Origin of the sequence: Dyadobacter sp. UC 10 (genome assembly GCF_008369915.1) — a bacterium.
Classification (GTDB): Bacteria; Bacteroidota; Bacteroidia; order Cytophagales; family Spirosomataceae; genus Dyadobacter.
Genome location: NZ_VSRN01000001.1, coordinates 1,628,363 through 1,654,963 on the forward strand (window position 1 = coordinate 1,628,363; position 26,601 = coordinate 1,654,963).

The 26,601-nt window shown below is 46.9% G+C and carries 25 protein-coding genes and 3 tRNA genes; 18 read left to right on the top strand and 10 right to left on the bottom strand.

Features of this window, described 5'->3' with window-relative positions:
- Window positions 1-16: 16 nt before the first annotated feature.
- Genes FXO21_RS06480 through FXO21_RS06490 form a run of 3 tightly spaced genes read right to left on the bottom strand, consistent with a single transcriptional unit; the run spans window position 17 to window position 3,503 of the window.
- Complete coding sequence (locus tag FXO21_RS06480; protein WP_149639334.1) at window positions 17-700, bottom strand: hypothetical protein; 684 nt, start codon at window positions 698-700, stop codon at window positions 17-19.
- Complete coding sequence (locus FXO21_RS06485) at window positions 697-1,020, bottom strand: T9SS type A sorting domain-containing protein (RefSeq protein WP_149639335.1); 324 nt, start codon at window positions 1,018-1,020, stop codon at window positions 697-699. The genes FXO21_RS06480 and FXO21_RS06485 overlap by 4 nt, the downstream gene beginning before the upstream one ends.
- Complete coding sequence (locus FXO21_RS06490) at window positions 1,017-3,503, bottom strand: hypothetical protein (protein ID WP_149639336.1); 2,487 nt, start codon at window positions 3,501-3,503, stop codon at window positions 1,017-1,019. The genes FXO21_RS06485 and FXO21_RS06490 overlap by 4 nt, the downstream gene beginning before the upstream one ends.
- A gap of 321 nt (window positions 3,504-3,824) precedes the next feature.
- On the opposite strand from FXO21_RS06490, the gene pfkA reads away from it, so the two are divergent.
- Window positions 3,825-4,799, top strand: a complete 975-nt coding sequence (gene pfkA / locus FXO21_RS06495; protein ID WP_149639337.1) for a 6-phosphofructokinase — start codon at window positions 3,825-3,827, stop codon at window positions 4,797-4,799.
- Window positions 4,800-4,813: 14 nt separating this feature from the next.
- Here pfkA and FXO21_RS06500 read toward each other — a convergent pair whose 3' ends face one another.
- The gene (locus tag FXO21_RS06500; RefSeq protein WP_225865595.1) at window positions 4,814-5,554 is read right to left on the bottom strand and encodes a YdcF family protein; all 741 of its coding nucleotides are present in this window, start codon (window positions 5,552-5,554) and stop codon (window positions 4,814-4,816) included.
- A 134-nt stretch (window positions 5,555-5,688) separates the two neighbouring features.
- Between FXO21_RS06500 and FXO21_RS06505 the strand changes: the two genes are divergently transcribed.
- Window positions 5,689-7,095 carry a TlpA family protein disulfide reductase gene (locus FXO21_RS06505; protein ID WP_149639339.1) on the top strand — a complete coding sequence of 469 codons (1,407 nt, stop codon included), beginning with the start codon at window positions 5,689-5,691 and terminating at the stop codon, window positions 7,093-7,095.
- Between the two features lie 3 nt (window positions 7,096-7,098).
- Here FXO21_RS06505 and FXO21_RS06510 read toward each other — a convergent pair whose 3' ends face one another.
- A complete protein-coding gene (locus FXO21_RS06510; protein ID WP_149639340.1) occupies window positions 7,099-8,199 on the bottom strand; it encodes a lactonase family protein in 1,101 nt (366 codons plus the stop codon).
- 109 nt (window positions 8,200-8,308) lie between these two features.
- On the opposite strand from FXO21_RS06510, the gene FXO21_RS06515 reads away from it, so the two are divergent.
- The 10 genes from FXO21_RS06515 (at window position 8,309) to FXO21_RS06560 (ending at window position 17,620) form a co-directional block, all read left to right on the top strand.
- Window positions 8,309-8,647, top strand: a complete 339-nt coding sequence (locus tag FXO21_RS06515; RefSeq protein WP_149639341.1) for a tRNA-binding protein — start codon at window positions 8,309-8,311, stop codon at window positions 8,645-8,647.
- Between the two features lie 81 nt (window positions 8,648-8,728).
- Window positions 8,729-10,957 (top strand): heavy metal translocating P-type ATPase, encoded by a 2,229-nt coding sequence (locus FXO21_RS06520; protein WP_149639342.1) that lies wholly within the window; start codon window positions 8,729-8,731, stop codon window positions 10,955-10,957.
- A 119-nt stretch (window positions 10,958-11,076) separates the two neighbouring features.
- Entirely contained in the window at window positions 11,077-11,286 is a 210-nt protein-coding gene (locus FXO21_RS06525) for a heavy-metal-associated domain-containing protein (RefSeq protein ID WP_149639343.1), read from the top strand.
- A gap of 74 nt (window positions 11,287-11,360) precedes the next feature.
- The gene (locus FXO21_RS06530; RefSeq protein ID WP_149639344.1) at window positions 11,361-11,816 is read left to right on the top strand and encodes a hypothetical protein; all 456 of its coding nucleotides are present in this window, start codon (window positions 11,361-11,363) and stop codon (window positions 11,814-11,816) included.
- An 81-nt stretch (window positions 11,817-11,897) separates the two neighbouring features.
- A complete protein-coding gene (locus tag FXO21_RS06535) occupies window positions 11,898-14,120 on the top strand; it encodes a TonB-dependent receptor (RefSeq protein WP_149639345.1) in 2,223 nt (740 codons plus the stop codon).
- A 35-nt stretch (window positions 14,121-14,155) separates the two neighbouring features.
- Window positions 14,156-14,725, top strand: coding sequence for a helix-turn-helix domain-containing protein (locus FXO21_RS06540; protein WP_149639346.1), 570 nt, complete (start codon window positions 14,156-14,158; stop codon window positions 14,723-14,725).
- Window positions 14,726-14,772: 47 nt separating this feature from the next.
- A complete protein-coding gene (locus tag FXO21_RS06545) occupies window positions 14,773-15,012 on the top strand; it encodes a heavy metal-binding domain-containing protein (RefSeq protein ID WP_149639347.1) in 240 nt (79 codons plus the stop codon).
- A gap of 26 nt (window positions 15,013-15,038) precedes the next feature.
- Window positions 15,039-15,383, top strand: coding sequence for a heavy-metal-associated domain-containing protein (locus FXO21_RS06550; RefSeq protein ID WP_149639348.1), 345 nt, complete (start codon window positions 15,039-15,041; stop codon window positions 15,381-15,383).
- A 19-nt stretch (window positions 15,384-15,402) separates the two neighbouring features.
- Window positions 15,403-16,809: a hypothetical protein gene (locus FXO21_RS06555; RefSeq protein WP_225865596.1), complete on the top strand. Its 1,407-nt coding sequence runs from the start codon at window positions 15,403-15,405 to the stop codon at window positions 16,807-16,809.
- A gap of 43 nt (window positions 16,810-16,852) precedes the next feature.
- Window positions 16,853-17,620 (top strand): class I SAM-dependent methyltransferase, encoded by a 768-nt coding sequence (locus FXO21_RS06560; protein WP_225865597.1) that lies wholly within the window; start codon window positions 16,853-16,855, stop codon window positions 17,618-17,620.
- Window position 17,621: 1 nt separating this feature from the next.
- Here the strand turns inward: FXO21_RS06560 and FXO21_RS06565 are convergent, their stop codons facing one another.
- The 4 genes from FXO21_RS06565 to FXO21_RS06580 form a co-directional block, all read right to left on the bottom strand.
- Window positions 17,622-18,056: a DUF6691 family protein gene (locus FXO21_RS06565; RefSeq protein WP_149643394.1), complete on the bottom strand. Its 435-nt coding sequence runs from the start codon at window positions 18,054-18,056 to the stop codon at window positions 17,622-17,624.
- A gap of 100 nt (window positions 18,057-18,156) precedes the next feature.
- Window positions 18,157-18,735, bottom strand: coding sequence for a YeeE/YedE family protein (locus FXO21_RS06570; protein WP_149639349.1), 579 nt, complete (start codon window positions 18,733-18,735; stop codon window positions 18,157-18,159).
- A gap of 13 nt (window positions 18,736-18,748) precedes the next feature.
- Entirely contained in the window at window positions 18,749-20,140 is a 1,392-nt protein-coding gene (locus FXO21_RS06575; protein ID WP_149639350.1) for an MBL fold metallo-hydrolase, read from the bottom strand.
- Window positions 20,141-20,201: 61 nt separating this feature from the next.
- Window positions 20,202-21,587: an MATE family efflux transporter gene (locus FXO21_RS06580; protein WP_149639351.1), complete on the bottom strand. Its 1,386-nt coding sequence runs from the start codon at window positions 21,585-21,587 to the stop codon at window positions 20,202-20,204.
- A gap of 333 nt (window positions 21,588-21,920) precedes the next feature.
- Here FXO21_RS06580 and hflX point away from each other — a divergent pair, with 333 nt between their 5' ends.
- From hflX to FXO21_RS06610, 6 genes are all read left to right on the top strand, one after another.
- Window positions 21,921-23,156 (top strand): GTPase HflX, encoded by a 1,236-nt coding sequence (gene hflX / locus FXO21_RS06585; protein WP_149639352.1) that lies wholly within the window; start codon window positions 21,921-21,923, stop codon window positions 23,154-23,156.
- A 46-nt stretch (window positions 23,157-23,202) separates the two neighbouring features.
- Window positions 23,203-23,274: transfer RNA gene (locus FXO21_RS06590), tRNA-Arg, on the top strand.
- A gap of 164 nt (window positions 23,275-23,438) precedes the next feature.
- Window positions 23,439-23,798, top strand: coding sequence for an ISAon1 family transposase N-terminal region protein (locus FXO21_RS06595; RefSeq protein WP_149638820.1), 360 nt, complete (start codon window positions 23,439-23,441; stop codon window positions 23,796-23,798).
- Window positions 23,782-24,765 carry an ISAon1 family transposase gene (locus FXO21_RS06600; protein WP_225865555.1) on the top strand — a complete coding sequence of 328 codons (984 nt, stop codon included), beginning with the start codon at window positions 23,782-23,784 and terminating at the stop codon, window positions 24,763-24,765. Before FXO21_RS06595 ends, FXO21_RS06600 begins: the two co-directional genes overlap by 17 nt.
- Window positions 24,766-24,949: 184 nt before the next feature.
- A tRNA-Arg gene (locus FXO21_RS06605) sits at window positions 24,950-25,053 on the top strand.
- 66 nt (window positions 25,054-25,119) lie between these two features.
- A tRNA-Arg gene (locus FXO21_RS06610) sits at window positions 25,120-25,223 on the top strand.
- 167 nt (window positions 25,224-25,390) lie between these two features.
- Here the strand turns inward: FXO21_RS06610 and FXO21_RS06615 are convergent.
- Entirely contained in the window at window positions 25,391-26,527 is a 1,137-nt protein-coding gene (locus FXO21_RS06615; RefSeq protein WP_149639353.1) for a helix-turn-helix domain-containing protein, read from the bottom strand.
- Window positions 26,528-26,601: the final 74 nt, after the last annotated feature.

A 26,601-nucleotide genomic window follows, 5' to 3' on the forward strand; every position in this document is an offset into this window, starting at 1 on the left:
CTAGTTAAGGATAATGCTAGTGTATCTGAAATCCCAATTCAAAAGTTAAAAGACTGAACTTATCTGACCTGAAATCAGCCAGGTCACCTTTGATACGGTTCATCAATGCGGCTTCGTACCGCACATTGAACAGCAACTTTTTAAGCTTATAAGAAAGTTCGACCGGAACCATAGGCAATACGGTTTTATAATAGCGATTGACTACAAAACCGGGATCAATTTCTGCGCCAATATACATGCCGGGTGTTCTGGAAAACGAAATAACATTGATCTGCGCACTTATTCCAGCTCCTATCGAAAAGGCTTCCACCGGATAATAGTGGATCATTCCGGCAATTCCAAGCCCATAATCTGAAGAACCCGACTGGAATTGTCCGAGGGATGCGCCTACATAATCTTTCATCATGACCGGCTCGTCCCAATACGTATGTTTTGAAAAATTGGTTTGCCCCTTGAAGCTGAGATCGTTGCTCAATGGTTTCAACATAGCAGCACCAATTCCAATTCCTCCGAGCAGTATTTTGGGAGAAGTCGTTTTATCGTAACCCAATATCGGATACACAGCTTTTGACCTGGTACCAACCGGCATGTAGAGATTACCATTTGCAGTCACATACCATTCCGCGGGCTTTTTCTGAGAGAAAGACGCACGGCTCATTAAAAGGAAAAGCACACAAAAAATTGCCGGGACCCGATTCATACCTTATAAAATTTTTCGACCAGCGTAGTACCTCCTATTTCCACGACAACCTGATAAATACCTCTGTCCTGACCTTCCAGATCGAACCTAATGCCGTCGGTTGGAATACCAGCTTCTACTTTCAGCTCGCTGATCTGCTTTGCATTGGGGTCGAATATGCGGATCGTGCAAGCCTGGCGCTGATCGTTTTTTATATAAACAGCAATCTGACTGGTAGCCGGATTGGGGTAAGCGACCAGCAAAAGATCCGTTTCTACCTGCGGCTTGTCGCAGCCTGCCAATAAGATCAATAGAGAAAATAATACTAGTAGCTTTCTCATGCTTTCCTGGCTTTTGCAGCCACAAACACGGCGCCGACAACCAGCCCAATCAGCAACAGAGAGCTCACAAGATCTATTTTGTGGCCGACATCTACCGAAACCGGCTCAAACCTGAATTTGATCGTATGCTTTCCGGCTGGTACCCTTACTGCTCGCAGCACATAATTGGCCCTGAGCAGATCAGCAGGTTTATCGTCAATCGTTACTTTCCATTCGTCCCGTACATTATAATATATTTCGGAAAAAACGGCCAGCCCTTCACCTTTTGAATTGCTTTCGTAAATCAGTTCATTGGGCTTGTAACTGATCAGAGTAATCTTCGCGGCTGAATCCGGCTGAATGCTCAGACCTTGCAGCTTTGCAGCAAATTTCTGATCAAGTACTGCCTCTGTACGCGGCTTCAGCGAGTCAAGCGCAGCCATTTCGGCATCCGCGTTGGGAACGATCTTGTAACTGTTCACAAACCAGGCATGCCCGAACGCTTCGGGATTGGTCTGCGCAACTTTGTTGCCTTGCTGGTCACCAGAGATAAAATACTTGGTATTCAGCATATTCAGTATATTAATATTCGGCCTTTCTGTAGCAATTTGCCGTTCGAAAAGTTCCTGGTACCGGCGCAGCTTGGCCCCGTGATAGCCGCCAAGTGATTTGTGAAAATTCGAAGCTTCCGCACTATTGAATGCACCCTGCCGGGCTGTAAGATCGTAAACTTTGTAGTTCGGATCGGGATCGCGCAATATCTGCTCATCAGCTGGTGAAGGTGCCGTATTACCCTGAGCCACGTAATTTGAAACAAAATCTTCACTATTGAGATACCTTTTATCGACACCAAAAAGGTCAAATATCAGCAATAAGAAAAGGACACTGTAAAGTATCACCGGTTTAACCTTTTCAATCATCCACAACCAGATCAGTCCGGCGGTGAGCAGCACAAATATCAAACTTCTGAATGCATCGCTCTTCATCAGGCCGATCCTGTCTTGCACGATTGAATTGACAATCTGCTGCGCAAATGCTTTATCCTGTGTGTTTTGCGCAAACTGTTCTACGGTCATCGCGTCGCCGGCTGCCTGAAAACTGAAAAATAATGTCGGCATCACGGCCATGATCAGCATCAGGCCGCCGGTGATTCCGAGAGAGATCAGGAATGGCTTTTGAAATTCCTTCCAGCTGATTTTTCTCTGAACGACAATGATCAGCGCGAGAATCCCCAGCATTACCATTAGAAGCTGCGCAAGCGACACCGCCATCGTCATCGCCCGGAACTTGTTGAACATCGGAAAATAATCGAAAAACAGATAATTGACCGCTGCAAAGCTTTTCCCCAAAGCCCAGACAATGTAAAGCAGCACCACACCGACTACCCAGGATTTGAGGGGGCTTTTAACAATAAAAATACCGAGTACGAAAAGAAAGAAGACGATCGCTCCGACATAGTTCGGGCCGCCCATAATAGGCTGGTCTCCCCAATACAGCGGCATTTGCTGGATAATACTTTGGGCATTCGCCGCGTCAACCCCTCTCCCTGTGAGTGTTTTGTAAGTTTCAGAATTTGAGGAAAGCGGACCGTACCCTGCCCCGCCATAGGCATTCGGAATGATCAATGTAAGCAGCTCGCCGAAGCCGTAGCTGTACGCAAATGCGTAGGTTTTGTCAAGACCATTCCCTTTTTCAGCACCTTTTGCCGGATCCTTGCTGGTCAGTTCCGACTTCCCGCGGATGGTTTCTTTGGTATAATCATACGCATTCCAGAGTCTGGTAGTATGCGTCCCGACAGCCAGAACAGCCGCCAGACCAAGTCCGCCCAGAATAGGGACGAGCTGTTTAACCGCGCCCTGTTTAATCAAAGAAACACTCTCGATAATTACTAAAATGACAATCCCGATACCCAGATAATAGGTAATCTGCACGTGATTGGCATATAGTTCAAGCGAAAGGAACAGCGCCGTAAGCGCGGCGCCGGCCAGCCAGTGCTTTCTGAAAGCGACTATTACGCCTGCAATCACCCCCGGGGCATACATGATGGCAATCACCTGCGAAATGTGCCCGGCTTCCAGGTTAATTACATTGAATGTTGAAAATGCGAACGCAACTCCCCCCAATGCTGCCAGCCAGCCGCCGGCCCCAAGCACCAGAAAGAGCACATATGCACTCACCATTCCGATCAGCAGATAATTGGCAGGAGCAGGTAAAATTTTATTAATCCCCTGGCCGATCTTCGTGGAAATGCTGGTAGGATAGTCGGTAGCGACCAGATAAGCGGGCATTCCTGCAAACATTCCGTTGGTCCAGGACGACCATTCCTTCGTTTGCTTGTGATAATCGAGTACTTCTCTTGCAGCTGCCTTGGCCTGAATATCATCGCCGGCTACCATTTTCTTTCCCTGCAAAACCGGGGAAACGTACATGAGCGACAAAATGATGAAGCCAATTACAGCTACCAGATGCGGCCAGCTATTTTGCCAGGAAATCAGATTTTTCATTTCGATAGTAAGTAAGCCAGGGCTTGGTTTTGGAATTGTGAAGCGCTTTTCACTGCGCCGTCAAAAATATCACTTTTCAAACAGTGACGTTTCAGATGACAACCTGAAAATGAATATTAAATTTTTATTAACCGGCGCAAATATATAAGTATTGATATATGTTTAGGGTGCAAAATCAGATTCTTGTTCCAGCAAAATTTTGACAGAATTAAGAAATCAGATATATATTTTAAGGAAATACCGGATAAATTTGCGGAAATTGTGCCTTTTATGGTCTAAAAGACGCGACACATTCAAAAGATAGAAGTAACCCGAAATTAAATGAAAAGAATTGGAGTATTTACCTCAGGAGGAGATGCACCCGGTATGAACGCCTGTATCAGGGCAGTTGTCCGCGGCGCTGTCTACCATGGGATTGAAGTTTTTGGAATCAGAAAAGGATATAACGGAATGATTGCCGGTGATGTTTATAAAATGGACTCTCACTCGGTAAGCAATATAGTTCAGCGGGGAGGCACGATCCTCAAATCGGCAAGAAGCAAGGAATTTATGACCCCCGAAGGACGCAAGAAAGCGTACGAAAATTTACAGGCACATGGTATTGAAGGCCTGGTGGCAATTGGCGGGAACGGTACCTTCACCGGTGCCATGATTTTTGGAAATGAATATGGTATCCCGACCGTAGGCGCACCGGGAACTATTGATAATGACCTCTACGGAACAGATTACACGATCGGATTTGACACTGCCGTAAATACAGCCCTCGACGCGATTGACCGTATCCGTGATACCGCAAGCTCGCACGACCGTATATTTTTCATCGAAGTAATGGGACGCGACTCCGGCTATATCGCCGTACAGTCGGGCATTGCCGGAGGTGCTGAACTGGTGATGGTACCGGAAGTACTAACGCCCATTTCAGAAGTCGTTGAAACATTAAAACAAGGATGGAGCCGCTCCAAATCTTCTTCCATTATTGTAGTTGCCGAAGGTGACGAGGAAGGAAGTGCGCAGGAAGTGGCAGAAAAAATCAAAGCTCAGGTAGATGAAAATGCGGATATCCGAGTAACCACGCTGGGCCACACGCAACGGGGAGGGCAACCTTCTGCTTATGACCGTATCCTGGCCAGCCGTTTGGGCCTTGGCGCGGTGGAAGGGTTGATCGCGGGACAGAAAAATGTGATGGCGGGTATTGTTAACAATGACCTTGTTTATACGCCTTTTGAGGATACCATCCGCCTTCCCAAGCCAATCAATGAGGATCTGCTCAGAATGGTGAAAATATTGAGCGTATAGTCCGCCCGGCTTTTTTAAATGTAACCGGCAAATTTATAGACGACATACCCGATCAGTTCATGCCATAACACGCTGAAATCGGCAAAAGCATTCGCGTCGGGAATTACGAGGTTGTTGAAATTGATATTATTATAACCTCCGTGGTAATCGGCGGGGAAGATATCGGCTCTGATCCCTGCCTTTTGAAAACACCCCTTCGCCCTGCGCATGTGGAATGCTGAAGTAATAAGGATATACTTTCCGGATGGAAATTTTTGTTTGAGGATAGCAGCAGAATACTTCGCGTTTTCGCGTGTATTCCTTGCTTTCTCCTCAAACATAATATCCGACGCAGGTACTCCCCACTGCACCAACAGCCCCGCTGCCTCACGCGTCTCCCCTTTTCGCAGCCTCATCTGATAAGGCAGGCTCATGCCGGTAATTAATATCTTTTTGATTTTCCCGGCCTTGTAAAGTCTGAACGTTTGCAAAACCCGATCGCCGTTGTTCCCGAGAGAAACCAGATCAGAATAGGGCTTACTGCCGGCTATCAGCCCGCCTGAAAGTAGCACACCCACATCATAAGTGCCCGTCATTTGCTGCATAAGTGTAACTTTCGGCTCCCACCAGTTGAGTGCCTTGATGACGAGACAGGTATTGGACGAAAGGTAAAGTGCTACGAAAGCCAACCCGACCGCCAGCCTTTTTCTGCTGTTATTTTTGGTGAAAAACCCATAAGCCATGAGTACAAGTATGATACTCAGAGGCATTGCCATGAAGTCTATTGCTTTTGACAGAAAAAAAAACATTTGAATAAGAAGCTGGTAGATGTTATCGTTTTGAAACTAATTTTGCAGCAGCCGTGATTTGAAATAATTAAAATAAACCTTGATAAGCAAACTTCCATCCGATGAGAGCGTCTTTCCGAACTTCCTTTCTGCTTCTGTTTTTGACTTCCATGCTATCGCTGGAATTACTCGCCCAGGGTTACCGGCTTGAAGCGACGATACAAGGAGTAAGGGATTCATCATTTGTAATCGGGCACTATAACCGGACGCACAACCAGTTTGTACCGAAAGACACCGCCAAAGCGGATGCCAATGGGAAAATCGTTTTTCAAGGTACTCAGAACCTGCCCGGCGGATTGTATGTGATCCTGTTTCCTGGCAACAAACGCCTGATAGAATTCATCTATTCGGGCAAGGAGACCAATTTTTCGATGGAAACGGATACGCTCGACATGATCGGCAATATGAAAATAACCGGGTCGAAAGAGAATGAGCTTTTCTACAATTACCAGAAGGAACTGAAAAACAACGCCAGACAGATCGAACAGCTCGGCAAAACGGGAACGCCCGAAGCCAAGGCGAAAATCAGGGAAATACAGGAGAATTTTACTGCCTACCGCAAGCAAATGCTGGACGAAAATGCCGGGGCTTTTACGTCGCAACTGCTAAAAATGTCAGTGGATCCCGATGTGCCAGCGGTACCAAAATTAGCGAACGGTAAGCCTGATTCGGTCTGGGTCTTCAATTATTACAAGGCGCACTATTGGGATGCATTCGATTTTTCGGATCCCCGAATCATCAACACCCCGTTTTTGGAGCCAAGGCTTGACCGCTATTTCAAAAACCTGGTCGTACAAACGCCTGATTCGCTGATCCGGGATTCGGACCGGATGATCAAAAAAGCCTCAGCTAATAAAGACGCAAAGTCATGGGTGGTCTTTTACATCGCCAACCAATATGAAAACCCGAAAACAGTCGGAACGGAGGCAGTTTGGGTGCATATAGCCGAGAAATACTATTTGTCCGGCGACATGGGCGTTTCTGAGGATTCTAAAAAACGTATAGCCGAAAAGGTAAATACGCTGAAAACGCTGCTGGTCAATAAACCATTTCCCGCATTAAGCCTGACAGACCCAGCCGGTAAGAAGGTAAGCGTACAAGCAATCCAGGGAAATTATACTGTTCTGTTCTTTTATGCTCCTTCCTGTGGCCATTGCAAGGAAGCCTCACCGAAGCTGAGAGAGTTTTATGATAAGAATAAGGCAAACGGAATCAAAGTCATGGCGATCTCTACCGAACATAATTTGGAGGAGTGGAAATCATTTATCAAGACCTATCACCTCGAAGAGCTGACCAATGGCATGGACCCATTGCAGCAGATCGATTTCAACCGTAAGTTCGATGTGGTGACTACGCCTATGATTTACATTCTGGACAAAAACAAAAAGATCATTGCCCGCAAAATGCCGGTTGAGCAGCTGGAAGACTTTTTAAATTACTACCAGAATAAAATGGCCAGGAAATTGTAGGTATTACAGAAAAGCCACACAGATCGGCAGCTTTACTGCGATGCTTTCATGTTTGAAAGTAAACTTACCGGTTGCCGGATCGACATGGTAAACGACCAGATTATCAGCCGATTGATTCGCGACAATCATTAGTTTACCCGAAGGATCAATATTAAAATCCCGTGGCGTAGCGATTGATTTCGTTTGCTGATCGACCATTTCCAACTCTCCGTTTGATTTGATTGCAAACGCACTGATGGAATTATGTCCCCGGTTGGAAACGTATACGAATTTTCCGTTCGGATGCAGGTGAATGGCGGCGCTGGTGTTGGTCCCCGTGAATTCGGCAGGAACGGTCGGATAGGTTTTAATTTCCGTAATTATCCCCTTTTTATCAATTGAACAGGAAGTAACTGTGGCTTCCAGTTCATTCAGGAGGAAAAGGGATTTTCCCGACGAATGGATAATCAAATGCCTCGGCCCTGCACCCGGCTTTCCTGTAAAAAACGGCTGCGCCGGATTAGGTACCAGCTTGCTGTTTTTCGCATCCACCACGTAGTTCATCACTTTATCACTTCCCAGGTCGGTGACGTATACAAACTTTCCATCGGGACTTGCTGTGGCAAAATGGGCGTGCGCCTTCTCCTGCCGCTTTTCATTGGGCCCGGAACCTGAATATTGCTCTTTATAAATCGGCGCACCCAGCTTACCGTCGGCTGCTGCAGGATAAGCGGTGAAACTGCCGCCGGTATAATTCGCGGCCAAAACCATTTTGCCCGAAGGATGTACCGCCACGTGGCAGGGATTGGCTCCTTCCGAGGATTGACTGTTCAGATAAGTCAGTTTTTTATCCCGGCCAATCGTATATGCATCGATCTTGTTATTCCCTCCCGCAGCGTAGAGGAATTTTTTATCGGGTGAAACGGCCACATAACCCGGCCCGACGGAATTATTGAAGGTATCGACGACGGTAATCTGCCCGGTCGATAAATTGAGTTCACAAAGTGTGATTGACGAATTAGCGCCCTTATCCTGCGTGCCAATGTAAAATGGCACCGTTTTATCCTGAAATGAAACCAGTAGCGCGGCCCCTGACAAAAGAAGAGGGAAAATCATTTTTTTCATTGTGAATTGGTTTGAATGAATCGTCAACGCAGGCAAAAGCGAACCTAAATGCTTTTTTAATGCTTTTTTGAACAGATAATCATTGTACAACTGCACTTAACCCAGCAAAATGGAAACTATCACCTGGCCGGATTTCGAGAAAGTAAACCTGGTTGCCGGAACGATCATCGAGGTCGCCGACTTCCCCAAAGCCAGAAAACCCGCATTTAAATTAAAAATTGACCTCGGTCCTGAAATTGGTATTAAAGCCAGCTCGGCACAGATCACCAAACTTTACTCACAGGAAGAACTGCTCGGCAAACAGGTTCTATGCGTCACCAATTTCCCGCCGAAACAAATTGCTGATTTCAGATCAGAGGTACTTACAACCGGTTTCGTCCTGCCCGACGGAGAAGTAATACTTGCAAGTCCTGATTTCGAAGTGCCCAACGGAACACGGCTGGCCTGATAATGATGCAATGTGCAGCCATAATTGTGTAATCCGCCCCGAACCGGCTGGGTTTATCTTTGTAAAAGCAAGAATAAGACTATGGACACAGCAACAGAAATACATAAAATAACACTTCCAGTGACGGGCATGTCGTGCGCAGCTTGTGCCGTGAGCGTAGAAAGTATGCTTAAAAGCACAGCCGGAGTTGAAGACGCCGGGGTAAACTACGCCAACCAATCTGTCTCGATCGGCTTTGACCCCGGGACAGTCAGCCTGCAGCAGCTTGACGAGGTATTGCAAGGCATCGGCTACGGGCTGATTATTGAAAATGATGAAGATGACGCGCTTGCGGAGCAGGAGAAGCTTCAAAATGAGCATTACGCCGCATTGAAAAACAAAACCATTCGTGCAGGAGCCCTGACTATTCCGGTAGTCATACTGGGCATGTTTTTCATGGATATGGCTTATGCGAACTACATCATGCTCACGCTTACCATTCCCGTATTGTTCATTTTCGGCCGGGATTTTTATGTGAATGCCTGGAAACAGGCAAAGCACCGGAAAGCAAATATGGACACGCTGGTGGCACTTAGTACGGGTGTCGCATTCCTTTTCAGCACTTTCAATACATTTTATCCGCAATTCTGGCACGAAAGAGGGTTACATCCACACGTTTATTTTGAAGCTGCTGCGGTAATCGTCTTTTTTATCCTTTTGGGCAAATTGCTGGAAGAACGCGCCAAGACGAAGACTTCCGGCGCATTGAAAAAATTGATCGGCCTGCAACCCAAAACCGTTCACGTTATCCGCAACGGCTCTGAGATAGAAACTAACGTAAGAGATGTGCTGGCCGGAGACGAAATCATTATTCGCGCCGGCGAAAAAATCCCGGTTGACGGAAAAGTACTGTCAGGCAATTCTTTCGTTGATGAAAGCCTGATGACGGGCGAGCCGATTCCGACGGAAAAAATAATGGGCAGCAACGTTTTTGCGGGTACCATCAATCAAAATGGCAGCTTTACTTTTAAAGCAGAGAAAGTCGGCAAGCAAACTGTACTGGCTCAAATCATTAAAACCGTGCAGGAAGCGCAGGGAAGCAAGGCGCCTGTCCAAAGGCTGGTAGATAAAATCGCAGGTATTTTTGTGCCTGTGGTAATAGGGATAGCATTTCTGACATTGGTTGTCTGGATTTTTGCTGGCGGAGAAAATGCATTGACGCACGGTTTGATGGCCGCCGTTTCGGTGCTTGTGATCGCCTGTCCCTGTGCGCTTGGCCTGGCAACGCCTACTGCGATGATGGTTGGAGTCGGGAAAGGTGCAGAAAATAACATTTTGATCCGCGATGCAGAAAGTCTCGAAAAAGCATACCGGGTAAATGCGGTTGTTCTGGACAAAACAGGTACCCTTACCCTCGGCCAGCCGGCTGTGACAGAATGGATCTGGAAAACGCAGAGTATAGATCAGGAAAAGCACTTATCGGCTATAAAAGCATTGGAATCGCGTTCCGAACATCCCCTGGCAAAGGCTATTGTAAATTTCATCAGTACTTCTCCAGAAGCATCTGTAACAAAATTCGCGTCAGTTACCGGCAGCGGGATACGCGGCGAGGTAAGCGAAATCGAGTACCTGATCGGCACGCTCACTTTTCTTAAAGCGGAAGAAGTGCAGATCAGTGACGAGCTGGCTCGGGAAGTAAGGATATTATCGGAGCAAGCGAAAACCGTAATCGCAGTCGCGGCTGATCGCCAGGTTATCGCGCTGGTTTCCATTGCGGACGCCCTCAAACCAACATCTTCGGAAGCAGTAGCGCAACTTAAAAGGCAGGGCATCGAGGTGTATATGCTCACCGGCGACAACCTGCAGACTGCTGCTGCGGTCGCGAAACAAACGGGCATTGATTCGTACCGGGCGGAAGTAAAACCGGGCGACAAGATGCAGTTTATCAGTGAATTACAATCAAAGGGAAAAGTTGTGGCGATGGTCGGCGACGGCATTAACGATTCGCAGGCATTGGCCCAGGCCGACGTGAGCATTGCGATGGGAAAAGGATCGGACATAGCAATGGACGTGGCGAAAATGACGCTCATTACTTCCGATCTGCTTGTATTGCCGAAAGCTTTGAAATTATCCCGAAAAACAGTGGCTACAATCCGACAAAACCTGTTTTGGGCATTTATCTACAATATCATCGGCATTCCCGTCGCAGCAGGGGTTCTATATCCATTCAACGGTTTTCTGCTCGACCCAATGATCGCAGGTGGCGCAATGGCGCTGAGCTCGGTATCGGTGGTGATGAATAGCCTGCGGCTGAAAAGTGCCGGGTTGTAAGCTTCGTTCCCAAAACTCTGTAACGCCCTCCCATAATTCTGTAATAACCGGAGAACTGTGTTGCCGATATTTGTAAAAGAAAATTAAAAAGTACACAGGCAAAAAGCCACTATCAAAAAATGGAAACGCTCAAATTCAAAACAAATATTAAATGTGGGGGCTGCGTGGCAACCGTCACTCCTTTTCTCAATGGCGATGAAAATGTATCGGACTGGAAGGTAGACCTTGAAAGTGCCGACAGGATATTGAATGTAAAAACCACTCATTCAGCCAGCGAAATAGAACAACTCATCAAAAAGGCCGGGTACTCTGCCGAAGAACTAGCCTGATTCTTATATCTTTGAACATCCCTTTCTGAAAATTCAGAGCCAAAAAAATTCAGCGGACTCCGCTGAAAGCAAGCATGAAAAACAAATTGCACCGATCGATCACCGCCTTAATGGCATTTCTGATACTGTTTAGCAGTACCGGATTTGCATTGGTGGAGCATCAATGTATGATGCGGGGGAAATCGGTGCAGTTACTGGCCGCCAAGAAAACTGATGCTGACAAGAACTCCGGTTCGTGCTGTTCGAAGAAAAAAGAGGTTAAGGAAAGCAAAGGCACTTATTTCAAAAAGACAGCCTGCTGCAAAGAGAACCATACTTTTGAAAAGCTAAATGTAGCAACTGGCAGTCCCCAGTCTTCGGGCAAGATCATCAAAGCGTGGCCGGCAGATATTGTTTGGTTTACTACTTCCTATTCATTTATCCGGGCAGAATGGACCCTTCCAGAGCTCCCCTATCTTACTGACATATCCTTTTCTTCCCGGTTGTACGGGACAGGTATGCGGTTATTTATTCAGTCATTTCTAATTTGATACCATTGATAGTGAATTAGTTAACGCAAATCCCTTTAATGATTTGCTGCTTAATTTATTTGTCAATTGAATCAATTTGAAATGAAAACCTATTTGGCAGCATTACTCTGTCTGCTCACTATTTCCGCCTCGGCCCAGCGTATTACCGGCTCCGTGAACGAGCAGGTACCCAATTCCACCCGGCTGAGCCCGATTTCCGGCGCAAACGTATATTGGGCCGGCACTACTCAGGCCGCCTCAACGGACACATCGGGACGCTTCATTATTCCGAGATCCGCACAGTCCAATCTTTTAGTAGTCACTTTTGTGGGCTTCAAAAATGATACGATTAAAGTAACCGGAGAAAGCGAATTGCAGGTTGTTTTACAAAATGACCAGACGCTAGACGAAGTTACAGTACGTAGCGGCGCGGGCAGCATCGACAGACTTTCCCCGCATCAAACCGAAATCATTACTACCCGTGCACTTGCGAAAGCGGCGTGTTGTAACCTTTCCGAAAGTTTTGAAACCAATGCATCCATTTCCGTTTCTTACAGCGATGCAGTGACAGGCTCTAAGCAAATTCAAATGCTTGGATTGAGTGGTACCTATATTCAAACCAGTGTAGAAAACATTCCTTCGCTGCGGGGGCTCGCCTCTACTTTCGGGCTCAATTTCATTCCCGGAACGTGGGTTCAGTCCATTGATATCGGTAAAGGCGCAGGTTCTGTGGTAAACGGATATGAGTCGATGACGGGGCAGATCAATGTGGAGCTGCAAAAACCCGATACCGAGGAAAAGCTCTACCTGAATACCTACGTCAATAATTTTGGCCGGGCAGAGCTAAACCTGAACCTCGCGCACCAGATCAACAAAAAATGGAGTACCAGCCTCCTGACCCATGGCAGTACGCTGAAAAACAGGATCGACAAGAACGGCGACAATTTTCTGGACCTGCCGCTTTACAGCCAGATCAATGCGATCAACCGCTGGAAATATCAGGACGAAAAATGGATGGCGCAGTTTGGCGTGAAAGCGCTGGCAGAAGATAGAATGGGTGGCCAGCAGGATTTCAAACGCGAAATGCGGGGAAGTACAGATGTTTATGGTTTCGGTGCAAAAATCAACCGTTATGAGTTTTTCTCAAAGATTGCACGACTATTTCCCGAGCAGCCTTACAAAGGGCTGGGCCTGATCGTAAATGCTTCCGTTCACGATTCAAAGTCCTATTTTGGAGTAAATAATTATGATGGAAAGCAAAAAACGATTTACGCAAACCTGATCTATCAATCCATTATCGGCAATACCAATCACGCTTACAAAACAGGATTGAGCTATTTGCTTGACAATTATGATGAACGTTATCGCAATCTTTCCCTGGTAAGGAACGAGTCGGTGCCGGGTGCGTTTTTCGAATACACTTACAATAATCTTGACAAGTTTGTGCTTGTCGCTGGCGGCCGGGTTGACTTCCATAATCTTTACGGAACGCAATGGACGCCGCGCCTGCATTTGAAATATAGTCTGACCGATCAGACTACCCTGCGCGCGTCGGTCGGCACAGGTTTCCGGGTTTCCAATCCGCTGGCTGAATATTACGGCAATCTGGTCAGCTCGCGGGAAGTGTTTTTCAGAGAACCAATCAGGCCGGAAAAAAGCTGGAATTACGGTGCAAGTTTAACGCAGGATTTCACAATAGGCGATATGAAGGGAAATCTGATCGTGGATTACTATCGGACCAATTTTGAAAATCAGCTGGTAGCCGACCTTGAAGACCCGCGATTCATTCGCTTCTACAACCTCGAAGGAAAAGCATTTGCCAATAGTTTTCAGTCGGAAGTGAATCTGACGCCGATTAAGCGCTTCGAGCTGAAACTTGCGTATCGTTTGTTTGACGTGAAGCAATCGATCCGGAATCTGTACGACCAGAATGTGCTGCTTCCAAGGATGATGGTCAGCCGCGACCGGGTTTTGTTCAACGCCGGTTATGCATTGCCGTACGATAAATGGAAGTTTGATTTTACGGTTCAATGGAATGGTAAAAAGCGCATTCCTTACATGGGCAGCGTTCCCGACCATCATGTGCCAGATAACCTGAATTCGACTATTGCTCCTTCATTCTACAATCTGAATGCACAGATCACCCGGACTTTTCCTAAATGGGATGTATACCTGGGCGGCGAAAATCTGGCGAATTTCCGTCAAAAAAACCCAATCATAGGCGCAGACCAACCCTTTGGCGAGCATTTTGACGCGGGAATGGCCTGGGGTCCGGTAGTAGGGCGAATGATTTACGCCGGGTTGCGTTATAAGATTATCCGGTAACAGGGAGGGAAGGGAGATTTTAAATACACTTTTTTATGAAGTTATATATTAAAAATATGGTTTGCGACCGCTGTAAGCGGGTCGTTCGGGAAGAATTGACTGGGCTGGGGCTTGAACTTTTGTCAGTCGGACTGGGTGAGGTGGAGACCGTCGGGGAAATAGAGGCGCAAAAACTGACGGAAGTCAGGGCTGTGCTGGAAAGCAATGGTTTTGAACTGCTCGACGATCGCAGACTTGCACTGGTAGAGCATATGAAAACATTGATCATTGAGGAAATCCAAAACCTGAAAGGTCAGAAACCTTCACAAATGAATTTTTCAGATTTTTTATCCGAGAAAATGGGCTACGAATATTCCTACCTCAGCACCCTGTTCTCTTCCGAAACCGGGCAGACCATTGAGCAATACATTATCGCCCAAAAAGTGGAAAAGCTGAAAGAATGGCTTTCATATAATGAACTCACTTTGAGCGAAATGGCCTGGCGACTTTCTTATAGCAGCACCGCGCATTTAAGTAATCAGTTTAAAAAAGTAACCGGCATGACGCCGGGGGAATTTAAGAAAAGTGCGATGACCAGAAAGACGCTAGACGCGATTGGAAACTGATATTTACCTGAATTATGGTGCAAGTATTAATAGATCAAACCTTCAATATGATAACAAAAGCACTTTTAGCCGTAACCCTTTTTCTGATATTCGGCTGCTCCGGAAATTCTGAACAAACGAAGGAGCAAACGACGGAAGTTAAGTCAACCCAAGTTGCTGCATATAGCTGTCCAATGCAATGTGAAGGTGACAAAACCTATTCTGACAGCGGCAAATGTCCGGTTTGCAAAATGGAGTTACAGGAAGTGGCGTTCCAGGGCGCAGACTCCGTAAAACACCAGCATTAATAATCAAAAATTAAACAACAGAAATTATGAAAACAACCATTCTTTCACTGATTACGATCCTGTTCTTAGGGATCAATACAGTATTTGCCTCGGGGGAGGACAGGGAGGTAAAAATAAAGACTTCGGCTGTGTGCGAAATGTGCAAAGCGCGCATTGAGCGCAATCTCGGACTTTCAAAAGGCGTGAAAGGATCCAATTTAAACCTTGACGATAAGGTAATTACAGTTAAATACAACCCGAACAAAACCACGCCTGAGGCAATCAAAGCGACGATCATAAATACTGGTTACGACGCTGATAACCAGCTCGCAAACCAGAAAGCGCACGATAAACTTCCAAGCTGCTGCCGCAAAACCGCCGCACCGCATTAATTACTACAATCACTTCGTCATGGAATATAACAAACTAAGAAACCTGGCCATTCTCGGTCTGGGAATGGCCGCTTTTCCTGTACTAGGACAGCACGAGCACCATCAGCAGCCCGCAAAGGATACCACAAACCATGAAATGCACGAAAAAAAGGCAGATCATGGCGGGATGGACCATAGCAAAATGCAGCACGGTGAAATGCAGCCCGCGCACCTAATGACGCATAGCTTTTCGCTCACTCTGCCGATGACGCGCAACGGATCGGGTACCGGCTGGCAGCCCGACGCCACGCCGATGTACGCTTACATGAAGCATAGTGACAAATGGAACTACATGCTGCACGGGAGCATTTTCCTGCGCTATACTTCCCAAAATTTTAACAATAAAAATAAGAAAGGGGCCGACGCAAAATTCAGCGCGCCAAACTGGGTAATGGGTATGGCCCAGCGCCAGGTAGGTAAAAACGGGCTGCTGAACCTGCGGGCGATGGTTTCGGTAGACAAGCTTGTCGACGGAGGCGCAGGATACCCGCTGCTTTTTCAATCTGGCGAGAGCTGGAACAATGTCCCACTAGTCGATCGCCAGCATCCTCACGACCTCATTTCCGAACTTTCTGTGGCTTATACGCAGCGGATCAATGAAAAACTGGACCTGACAATTTACGCGGGATACCCGGGCGAGCCCGCACTCGGCCCGACCGCATTTATGCACCGGATGTCTGCATTCAACAACCCTGACGCGGTTTTGGGCCACCATTGGCAAGATGCCACACACATTACATTTGGCGTGGTAACTGCGGGAGTGCGTTACGGGATGTTCAAGCTGGAAGGATCTTCCTTTACCGGGCGCGAGCCTGATGAAAACCGGTTCGATTTCGACAAACCGCGTTTCGATTCTTACAGTTACCGCCTGCTGTTTAATCCTTCTGCAAACTTTGCTTTTCAGGCCAGCCGGGCATTTATCAAAAGTCCCGAGCGGCTGCATGCACACGACGATGTGACCCGCACTACCGCCTCCGTGCAGCACAGCGCGCAGCTGGGTGGCGAGAACAAATGGATTTCGTCGACGGTGCTTTGGGGCCAGAACTCCGGTAGCCACAAAGGGAATTCCTATCTCGCAGAGTCGAATCTGCAACTTAATAAATGGGCGGTTTATGGCCGGTTTGAAAACGTTCAGAAAAGTTTTAATGATTTATTAGAGGCAGGAAGTGATATTCCGGAGTATTCAACCAAAGAGTCGATCTCCGCATTTACCCTGGGCATTAACAGGCAGCTTTTCTCTTTTGCAAATACGCTGGTCCAGGCTGGCGGGCAGGTCAGCTATCACCATGTTAAAGAAAGCAATTCCTATTTCAGGAATGCTTATGGCAAAAATCCGATGTCAGGCCAGGTATATCTGCGGCTTACTCCCGGTTTGATGAAAATGTAGATTATTGCGCTTCTCTGCATTTACGGGCTGCATTTTATTAGTTTTGCCAAAATTCAAAAACATCACAGTGGCCTGGTATCACAGTTATTTTAAAGGTTTGCCCCAAGTTGCCTGGAAACTTCACCAGGACGAAGAATATACCGATTTTGAAGTTGATTTCCTGCGGGATGTACTGGAACTGAAAGAAGGTAGCCAGGTGCTGGATATCCTGTCAGGCTACGGTCGCCACGCGCTTCCGCTGGCGGAAGCGGGCTGTGAAATGACCTGCATTGATATTTCCGTGGAGTATTGCGATGAGCTTACGAAAGTAAAAACAAAGCGAAAGCTGCCGGTTCATGTAGTTTGCGGCGATGTCCTGGAAACTGATTTCGGCCAGGGGAAATTTGATACGGCTTATTGTCTGGGCAACAGCCTTAGCTTCTTCCCAAGGCAGGATATGCTCGGGTTTTTCGGCAAAATAGCTGCGGCTGTGAAACGAGGCGGTCACGTCGCATTGCATACCGAAAACCTGGCGGAAAGTATCCTGCCAAACTTTCAGGTCCGCAACTGGATGCCCGTCGGAGATGATATTTATTACCTAGCAGAAAATGAATATCGCCCAGAAGAAGGATGCATTGAGGCGCAGCAGACATTTATTTCGGACTCCCAAAAAGTGACCCATACTGTGTACCAGTACATTTATACGCTGGCCGAAATCTCCGCAATGCTCGAATCGGTTGATTTAAAGGTAGTCGGTACTTTTGGAAATCTCGAAGCCGATCCGTTTGGATTGGGCGACGAGCAGCTCTATCTGATTGCAGTGAAAAAATAATTTAATGTGGCAATTTAGGGCGTAGCAAACCGTAAGTCCACGTACCCGCGATCGCGCTGAGCAATGTGACGATCACAGCCAGGTATCCGCTGCCGATCTGCGCGAAGAGTGGCCCGGGGCAGGCGCCGGTAATCGCCCAGCCAATGCCGAACATCAGTCCACCATATATCTGCCCTTTTTGAAAAACCTTGTCCTGAATATGCACAATTTCCCCTGACAAGGTTTTGATATTCAGTTTTTTAATTAAAAAAACAGACACCAACCCGACTATCACAGCAGAGCCGATCACGCCGTACATGTGGAACGAATCAAGGCGGAACATTTCCTGAATGCGAAACCAGGAGATGATCTCAGCCTTTACAAATACGACCCCGAAGAGTAGCCCAACGACCAAATATTTGACCTTTCCGGTAAACGATTCGTCAGCTCGCTGCATATTGGCGCCATCGCCGCCTTCTGCCAGCGAAATATCCGGCCCCGACTGGTCTGTTGCAAATGGGCTGTTCTGTTTGTCCATTGTTAAGCTCCGTTTAAGATTACTTCACGATTTGCAGGAGTAAAGGCAATAGCAAATGTGTACATAAAAAGCCTCCTGCCATAAAACTGACCGTCGCTACGAGCGAAGGCCACTGCAAATTGGAAAGCCCCATAATGGCGTGGCCGGAAGTACAGCCGCCCGCATACCTTGTCCCAAAACCCACCAGAAATCCTCCCAGAACGAGAAATATCAATCCTTTAAGCGACATCATATAGTCTGTCGAAAAAATTTCCGCAGGCATTAATCCTGAAAAATCCGAAATTCCGAGCGGGATTAACGCAGCCTGCGTTTGTTCTGAAACGATCACCCGATCAGGGTTTGCCAGCAGGAAGGTCGCCAGAAATCCGCCCAATGCGATTCCTGCCACGAAAAACAGGTTCCATGCTTCTTTGCGCCAATTGTATTTAAAAAAAGAAATATTGGCCGGGATAATAGCCGCACACATATGCCGGAGCGAGGAGGATATACCAAATGACTTGTTTCCCAAAAGCAATAAAACCGGCACAGTAAGGCCGATCAGCGGCCCTGCGACATACCACGGCCAGGGCTGTCGCAATGTATTAAGTAGCTCGTTCATAACTTATGATTTTCTAAACCCCTTGCAGAACAGGCACTTCGGTTTTGGAAACTGCTCCAAAACCGCCTTCTATGTTGATAACCCCTTGTATTCCCCTTGATTTCAGGATCGAAGCGGCGACCATGGAACGGTAGCCGCCTGCACAGTGAATGTACAGGTTTTTGTCTTTTGGGAACTCTTCCATCAGGTCGTTGATATAATCAAGCGGCAGGTTTTTGGCGCCTTCAATATGTCCCGAAGCAAACTCGTCGGGTTTTCTTACGTCTATTACGTCGATTTCGCCTTTTTTGAAATCTTCTTCAAATTCATCTGCCGAAATTGAAGCAACCGAATCAATTTCCTTCCCGGATTCTGCCCAGGTTTTGAAACCGCCGTTCAAATAGCCGATGGTATGGTCATAACCCACTCTCGCAAGTCTGGTAATCACTTCTTCCTCCCTGCCCGGCTCGGTGACTATCAAGAGGTTCTGTTTTAAATCGGGCACCAACGCTCCTACCCACGGTGCAAAGCTTCCATCGATCCCGATATTGATAGAATTCGGGATAAAACCTTTCGCAAAATCTGCCGCTTTTCTGGTATCCAGGATCAACGCTCCCGTATTGTTGGCTTTTGCTTCAAACGCTTCCGCAGACAAGGCCTGATCGCCACGTTCGAGCACATCGTCTATACTTTCGTAGCCATCGCGGTTCATTTTTACGTTTTTGGGGAAATACTGCGGCGGCTCGGCCAGGCCGGCAGTTACCTCCCTAACAAATTCCTCTTTGGTCATATCCGCACGCAAAGCGTAGTTAAAGCGCTTTTGATTGCCCAGTGTATCGGAAGTTTCCTTACTCATATGCTTGCCGCAAGCCGATCCTGCACCATGTGCAGGGTATACAATCACATCATCCGGCAATGGCATCACCTTATTCCGCAAACTATCGAAAAGCATTCCCGCCAGATCGTCCATGGTCAGATCGCCTTTTTGAGCCAAATCAGGCCGGCCTACGTCACCTATAAAAAGCGTATCCCCACTAAACAACGCAACCGGTTTACGGTCTTTATCCAGGAGCAGGTAGCAAGTGGATTCGAGTGTGTGCCCGGGGGTGTGCAGGACTTTCATAAATATTTCGCCTAACTGAAACTCCTCGCCGTCTTTGGCAATATGTGCTTTGAAACCTGTATTTGCGCCGGGCCCGTAAATAATGGGCGCGCCTGTTTTTTCTGACAAATCCAAATGGCCGGAGACAAAATCCGCATGAAAATGCGTCTCAAATACATATTTGATCGTAGCGCCGGTTTGCCCGGCTTTGCGGATGTAAGGTTCCACTTCGCGGAGCGGGTCGATGACCGCAGCCTCGCCATTGGAAACAATAAAATAAGCGCCCTGGGCAAGACATCCGGTATATATCTGTTCTATTTTCATGCGGAGATTGTCAATGTATCTAAAAGGTTAAACCAAGACCAGCCTCAATTTGTTTCTGCAATCATACCTTCACCACCTTCCATCCGCCCAATCTGAATCGCCAGATCCCAAGCAGCGCAAGAACGGACTCCGCAATAGGGACTGATGCAAAAACGCCAACTGGTCCTAAACCGAGGATAACGGCCAGCACATACGCGACAGGAATTTCAATGGCCCAGAAACAGATCAGATTAAGCACGGTCGGAGTTTTAGTGTCCCCTGCCCCGTTCAGTGACTGGATCACTACCATTCCGTAGGCGTAAAATCCGTATCCCAGACAAAGCACGCGCAGCGCCATTTTTCCTGTTTCCACCACCTTTGCATTGGTACTGAATAAGCTGACGATCGTTTCCGCGCCTGCGAACATCAATACGGAAAGTCCGAGTAAGAAGATCAGGTTATAAGATGCACATTTCCAGACCGAAGTCTCCGCTCTTTCGGGCTTTCCTGCGCCCAGGTTTTGCCCTACCAATGTGGCAGCCGCATTCGCTAATCCCCACGCAGGCAGCAATGTAAACATGATCACGCGAATTGAAATGGTATATCCTGCCACCACGTCGCTTCCAAATTCGGACAAAATACGCGTCAGGAAAATCCAGCTGGCCGAGCCTATCAGAAACTGTACCGTGCCGCCGGTAGCCACTTTTACGATCGTCGCGATCATTTCTTTGTTTGGACTTAGATCCGCCCACGTCAGTGAAAGCATTTTGTTCACTTTCGTTAAAGAAAAAAGCTGGTAAGCGACACCGATAGAGCGACCTGTGGCGGTAGCAATTGCCGCGCCGGTCACGCCCAGTTCAGGAAACGGCCCGACTCCGAAGATCAATAGCGGCCCCAGGATCATATTAAAAACATTCGCCACGATCAGCGACCGCATGGCGGTTGCGGCAGAACCTGCGCCCCTCAATGCACCACTTAAAGAATAAAGCAATACCACCACAGGGCTGCTCAGAAACTGTATCCTCGCGAAGTTGGTACCTGTTTCGATCACTTTTGCATCCGCTCCCATCGCGCGCAGAATATCGCCCGCGAACCATGTGCCTATCACTGCAATTACTAATGAAATGGAAAGCGAAATAAGGATTACCTGGCCAATTGCATGCCTTGCCTGCGCATGGTTCCCTTCACCAATACGGCGGGCGATCGTGGCCGTAGCGGCAGTACTCAGACCAATTGCGACCGAATAAACCAGTGTGATCACTGATTCCGTGAGGCCGACAGTCGCTACGGCCTCGGTACTAACTTTTGAAACGAAAAAAATATCAACGACGGCAAAAAGTGACTCCATGACCATTTCCAGGATCATAGGTACAGACAGTAGAAAAATTGCACGGTTAATGCTTCCTTCGGTAAAACTTTCTTCGGAGCCACGAATAGCCTGACGAAGTAGTTGAAACCACTTTTTCATGGATAAAGAGTTGAAATAAAAATAATAATGAAGAATTGCGACCCGTGTGGATCACGAAAAAGAGACCATTAAAGAGACCGGAAGGTCGGCGGACTAAGCTTGTAGTCCGAGGTGAAAGAGCAGCATCGGCTTTGAAGATTTGCGCAAATATACAAAAGTGTTTTTCGTATAATCAAACAAAATCGGGGCTTAAAGTTTAAAAATGTTATTAAGGCATAAAGTTTTATGAACTTTTGAAGCAGGGTTACCGTTCCAAATCTACCTTCTCCACAAATACCCCTTGCAAGTCGCTACATTGCGGGTAGAATTTATTAAGAATCAAAAAACCAATTCATGATCGATAAGAAGAAATTATATTCCACTGCTGTCCAGCCCGAAACTGCTGTGCTGGTGGCGGTTAGTACTCAAAAACAATCGGCAGATAAAACAAAGGAATACCTGGATGAACTCGCCTTCCTGGCTACCACGCTCGGCGTGGAAACGGTTGCAAAATTTACGCAGAACCTGGAACGCCCTGATATCCGGACTTATACGGGGAAAGGAAAACTGGAAGAGATACACACTTTCATCAAAGCCACCCCGGTGGATATGGTCATTTATGACGACGACCTTACCCCTTCCCAGGTACGAAATCTCGAAGCCGAATTTACTGACATCAAGGTAATTGACAGAAGTTTATTGATCCTGGCGATTTTTGCAATGCGCGCACAGACGGCACAGGCGAAATTGCAGGTCGAGCTGGCTCAGTACCAATACATGTATCCTCGTCTGACCCGGTTGTGGACACACTTAAGCCGCCAGTCGGGTGCTGGTGTAGGGATGCGCGGACCGGGTGAAACTGAACTGGAAACGGATAGGAGGATCGTAAAGGACCGGATCGCATTTTTGAAGGAAAAACTGGAAAAAGTAGACCGGCAAAGCGTTACCCGCCGGAAAGAGCGCGACCGGCTGGTCCGTGTGGCGATCGTGGGTTATACCAACGTGGGCAAATCAACGCTCATGCGCGGCCTGTCGAAAGCAGATGTTTTTGCTGAAAACAAACTTTTTGCAACCGTGGATTCCACCGTGCGGAAGGTAAATATGGAAAATATTCCCTTCCTGCTGACTGACACCGTCGGGTTTATCCGGAAACTTCCAACTACATTGATCGAATCGTTTAAATCGACGCTCGATGAGGTTCGCGAGGCCGATATTCTAATGCACGTGGTTGATATTTCGCATCCGTCTTTTGAAGAACATCTCGATGTTGTTAACAAAACACTGGAAGAAATTGGCGCCGCAAACAAGCCTTCAATATTGGTATTCAACAAGATAGACCTCTACAACCCGGCTTTCAACGATGAGGAGGAAGAAGAGGAAGGCGTGATGCTGCAGGAAACTGTATTGGAACAACTTAGGAAAAGTTACATCGCCGACAAGGCCGAACATGTTGTATTTATTTCTGCCGAAAAGAAGGAGAATATTGATGAATTGAGAAATACATTATTTTCTCTGGTAAAGGAAAAGCACTTTTCTATTTATCCGAACTGGCTGGATCTGGGTTACACTGCAATCCAAACGGAGGAATAATCTTTTGTAATTCAAACGATTTTTTCCGAGTTTTGCAGCCCAAATTGACTGCGTAGTTCAACGGATAGAATAGGAGTTTCCTAAACTCTAGATATGGGTTCGATTCCCGTCGCGGTCACGAAAGCCAGGTTTTAAGCCTGGCTTTTTTGTTTTCACACATTCAAAGTTCATTTCCTAGATTCTTGACTGCGTAGTTCAACGGATAGAATACGGATCAAATCAAAAACTTGTGGAGCGGATAGGATTTATCTAGGTTTGTGTTTTTAATCAAACCAGTTTGTTTTGGAGAGTTTCCTGCCGCTTATCGAGTTAATCTTACCGGATTTTATAATTGAGAATTACTTACTGACCCATGTAGAGAAGTCAGAGGAACGTTATCACGTCTATTTGGAAGAGAAAAATTATCCAGAAGCTGATCCAATAAAGGCAGACTTGCTCTCCAAAGGTTATTTCCCCACCATTACCCTGCAGGATTTCCCAATTCGGGGCCACAAGGTATTCCTTCATATTAAACGTCGTAGGTGGCTCAATACCAAGACTGGCAAAGTTGTCCATAGAGACTGGACAGAAGTAGCAGAAGGCACGCGAATGACTATTGAATTCGCGGATTTTTTAAAAGAAATTGGTGGATACGAGGGCTAATGATATTTGGAGCATTGGTCGTTTCTATGGCGTTGATGGTAGGGCTTTGCTACGGCAGTATCGTGATTTTCAGAGTGGATTTAAAGATTGGAAGCAAAGAGGTCATGCAAAAAAATGGCTCTTGTATCCCGAAAACCTAGGATCTCATCTATCGATCGACGAAACCAGTCTTTCGCACGGCGAATTGTATACAATCCTTACCAATAAATCTGCCAAAGGTGGCCGTGGCAGCATTGTAGCAATAGTGGCTGGAACTAAGGCAGAAGCAGTGATTGAAGTACTTCGCAAAATCCCGGAACCACTGCGGAAGAAAGTGTCAGAAATCACCCTGGACATGGCGGGCAGTATGTCCTTGATTGCCAAGCGATGCTTTCCACGGGCGGTGCGAGTGACTGACCGTTTCCATGTTCAAAGACTCGCAGTTGATGCCCTCCAAGATATCCGGATCAAACATCGCTGGGAAGTCCTGGATCAGGAAAGCGATGCTATTGAGCAGGCTAAAATGTCTCAGAATGAATATCATCCAGAGATATTATCTAATGGCGACACCATTAAACAGCTACTGGCTCGAAGCAGGTACGCGCTATACAAAAAGCCCAATACCTGGACAGACAGCCAAAAAGAACGCGCCCTGCTTCTTTTTGAACGCTTCCCCGATTTGAAAAAAGCGTACGAGCTAACGATAGGGCTCAGTAACATCTTCACGACTACAACGGAAAAAATATATGGGTTGACCAGATTAGCCAAATGGCATGAAAAGGTCCGGCAATCTGGCTTCAAGTCATTCAATACCGTAGCCCGCTCGATTGAAAACCACTATAAGACAATCGTTAATTACTTTGATAACCGCAGCACTAACGCATCTGCCGAATCCTTCAACGCGAAAATCAAAGCGTTCAGAGCACAGTTCAGAGGGGTAAGAAACGTTGAGTTCTTCCTGTATCGCCTTACTCAATTATATGCTTAATCCAAGTTGCTCCACAAGTTTTGGTCTTGAGCCTAGAATACGAGTTTCCTAAACTCTAGATATGGCCGGGCGGCCGGTGCCGGCCGGGGTCGCGATCGACCGATTCCCGTCGCGGTCACGAAAGCCAGGTTTTAAGCCTGGCTTTTTTGTTTTCACACATTCCAAGTTCGTTTCCTAGATTCTTGACTGCGTAGTTCAACGGATAGAATAGGAGTTTCCTAAACTCTAGATATGGCCGGGCGGCCGGTGCCGGCCGGGGTCGCGATCGACCGATTCCCGTCGCGGTCACGAAAGCCAGGTTTTAAGCCTGGCTTTTTTGTTTTCACACATTCCAAGTTCGTTTCCTAGATTCTTGACTGCGTAGTTCAACGGATAGAATAGGAGTTTCCTAAACTCTAGATATGGCCGGGCGGCCGGTGCCGGCCGGGGTCGCGATCGACCGATTCCCGTCGCGGTCACGAAAGCCAGGTTTTAAGCCTGGCTTTTTTGTTTTTCACACATTCCAAGTTCGTTTCCTAGATTCTTGACTGCGTAGTTCAACGGATAGAATACGAATTTCCTAAACTCTGGATATGGCCGGGCGGCCGGTGCCGTTCGATTCCCGTCGCGGTCACGAAAACCAGGTTTACGCCTGGCTTTTTTGTTTTTCCAACGCCTTCAAATATTCCGTAGGCGTCATTCCTTCTTTTTTCTTGAAGAACTGATTAAATGCTGCTTTGGAATTAAAGCCGCATTCGAAGGCGATTCCTAGTAGCGACAGGTGGCGGTTTTCCGGGTTGAGGACTACTTCCTTGAATCTTTCAAGCCGGTACCCGTTCACAAATTCGTAGAAATTCACCTGAAATTCAGAGTTGATCACCTGGGATAGCTGATGTTTTGACAATGACAGCATTTCGCCTAAATCTGTCAGCGATAAATCGGAGTTTAGATAGGGCTTTTGAGACAGCATCAGATTTGTGACACTGGCGGCGATGGTTTTGGATGTATCGGTATCAAGACCAGTCTTCGCATATTTATTCTGAATTTCTTTGACCGGCTCCGCAATTGTGGCAGGAACAGCAATATTGCTTTTATGATTTTCCTGCAAAAGCTTATAGGCGAGCCAATAGATAAACAAAACAGCAAGAAGAAAGTGTTTCGGATAAATACCCGACAAATATTTCCAATCGTATTTTTTGGAGTAAAAAGTAACGAGGGCAAAAATCAGGATTAACATAAAAACCCACAAAAACTGCCCAAGCCATACTACCTGACGACTTTCATGAGTTTCACCAACCACCTTTTCCCGGTTGCGATAGCGTGATATCGCAGCTAATACAAAGCTGATATGCAGATAATTGGTAAGGTGGTTCATCCAGCCAAAGTCCGCCTCGTGCACAAGACTTTCATTGGTTAAATAGTCAGTTTTAAAGGCCGCATCACTGAAAAAATAGGGCCAAAGCAGGATCAGATAAATAATGAACGGAAGGAGCAGGAGTCCGAGGCAAGGACGAAACGAGAAGGATGGTGAAATAATACTTTCGGTCAGAATGAATATTAGCGGGCCATATAGCAGCGGCAAAAGCCATGACAGCCTGCTCAGATGCGGATAAACGGGAAAGAGTCCGTTCACATCCAGGGTAACCAGCCCAAGGTGCATGACCACAACGGAAATAAGACAAACCAGGATCCGGTTAGGAAACAGATTTTCTTTCTTTCGATAAAGTAGCAGCATCAGGAAAAGTCCCTGCAAAATGCCGGCGGTGAGTAAGGCGGAAATCAATGTCGGTTGAGTCTTGGAGCGAAATAAATAGGTCTTTACTTATCGGGAAAGACGCCGTAATGCATTCCCGGCCA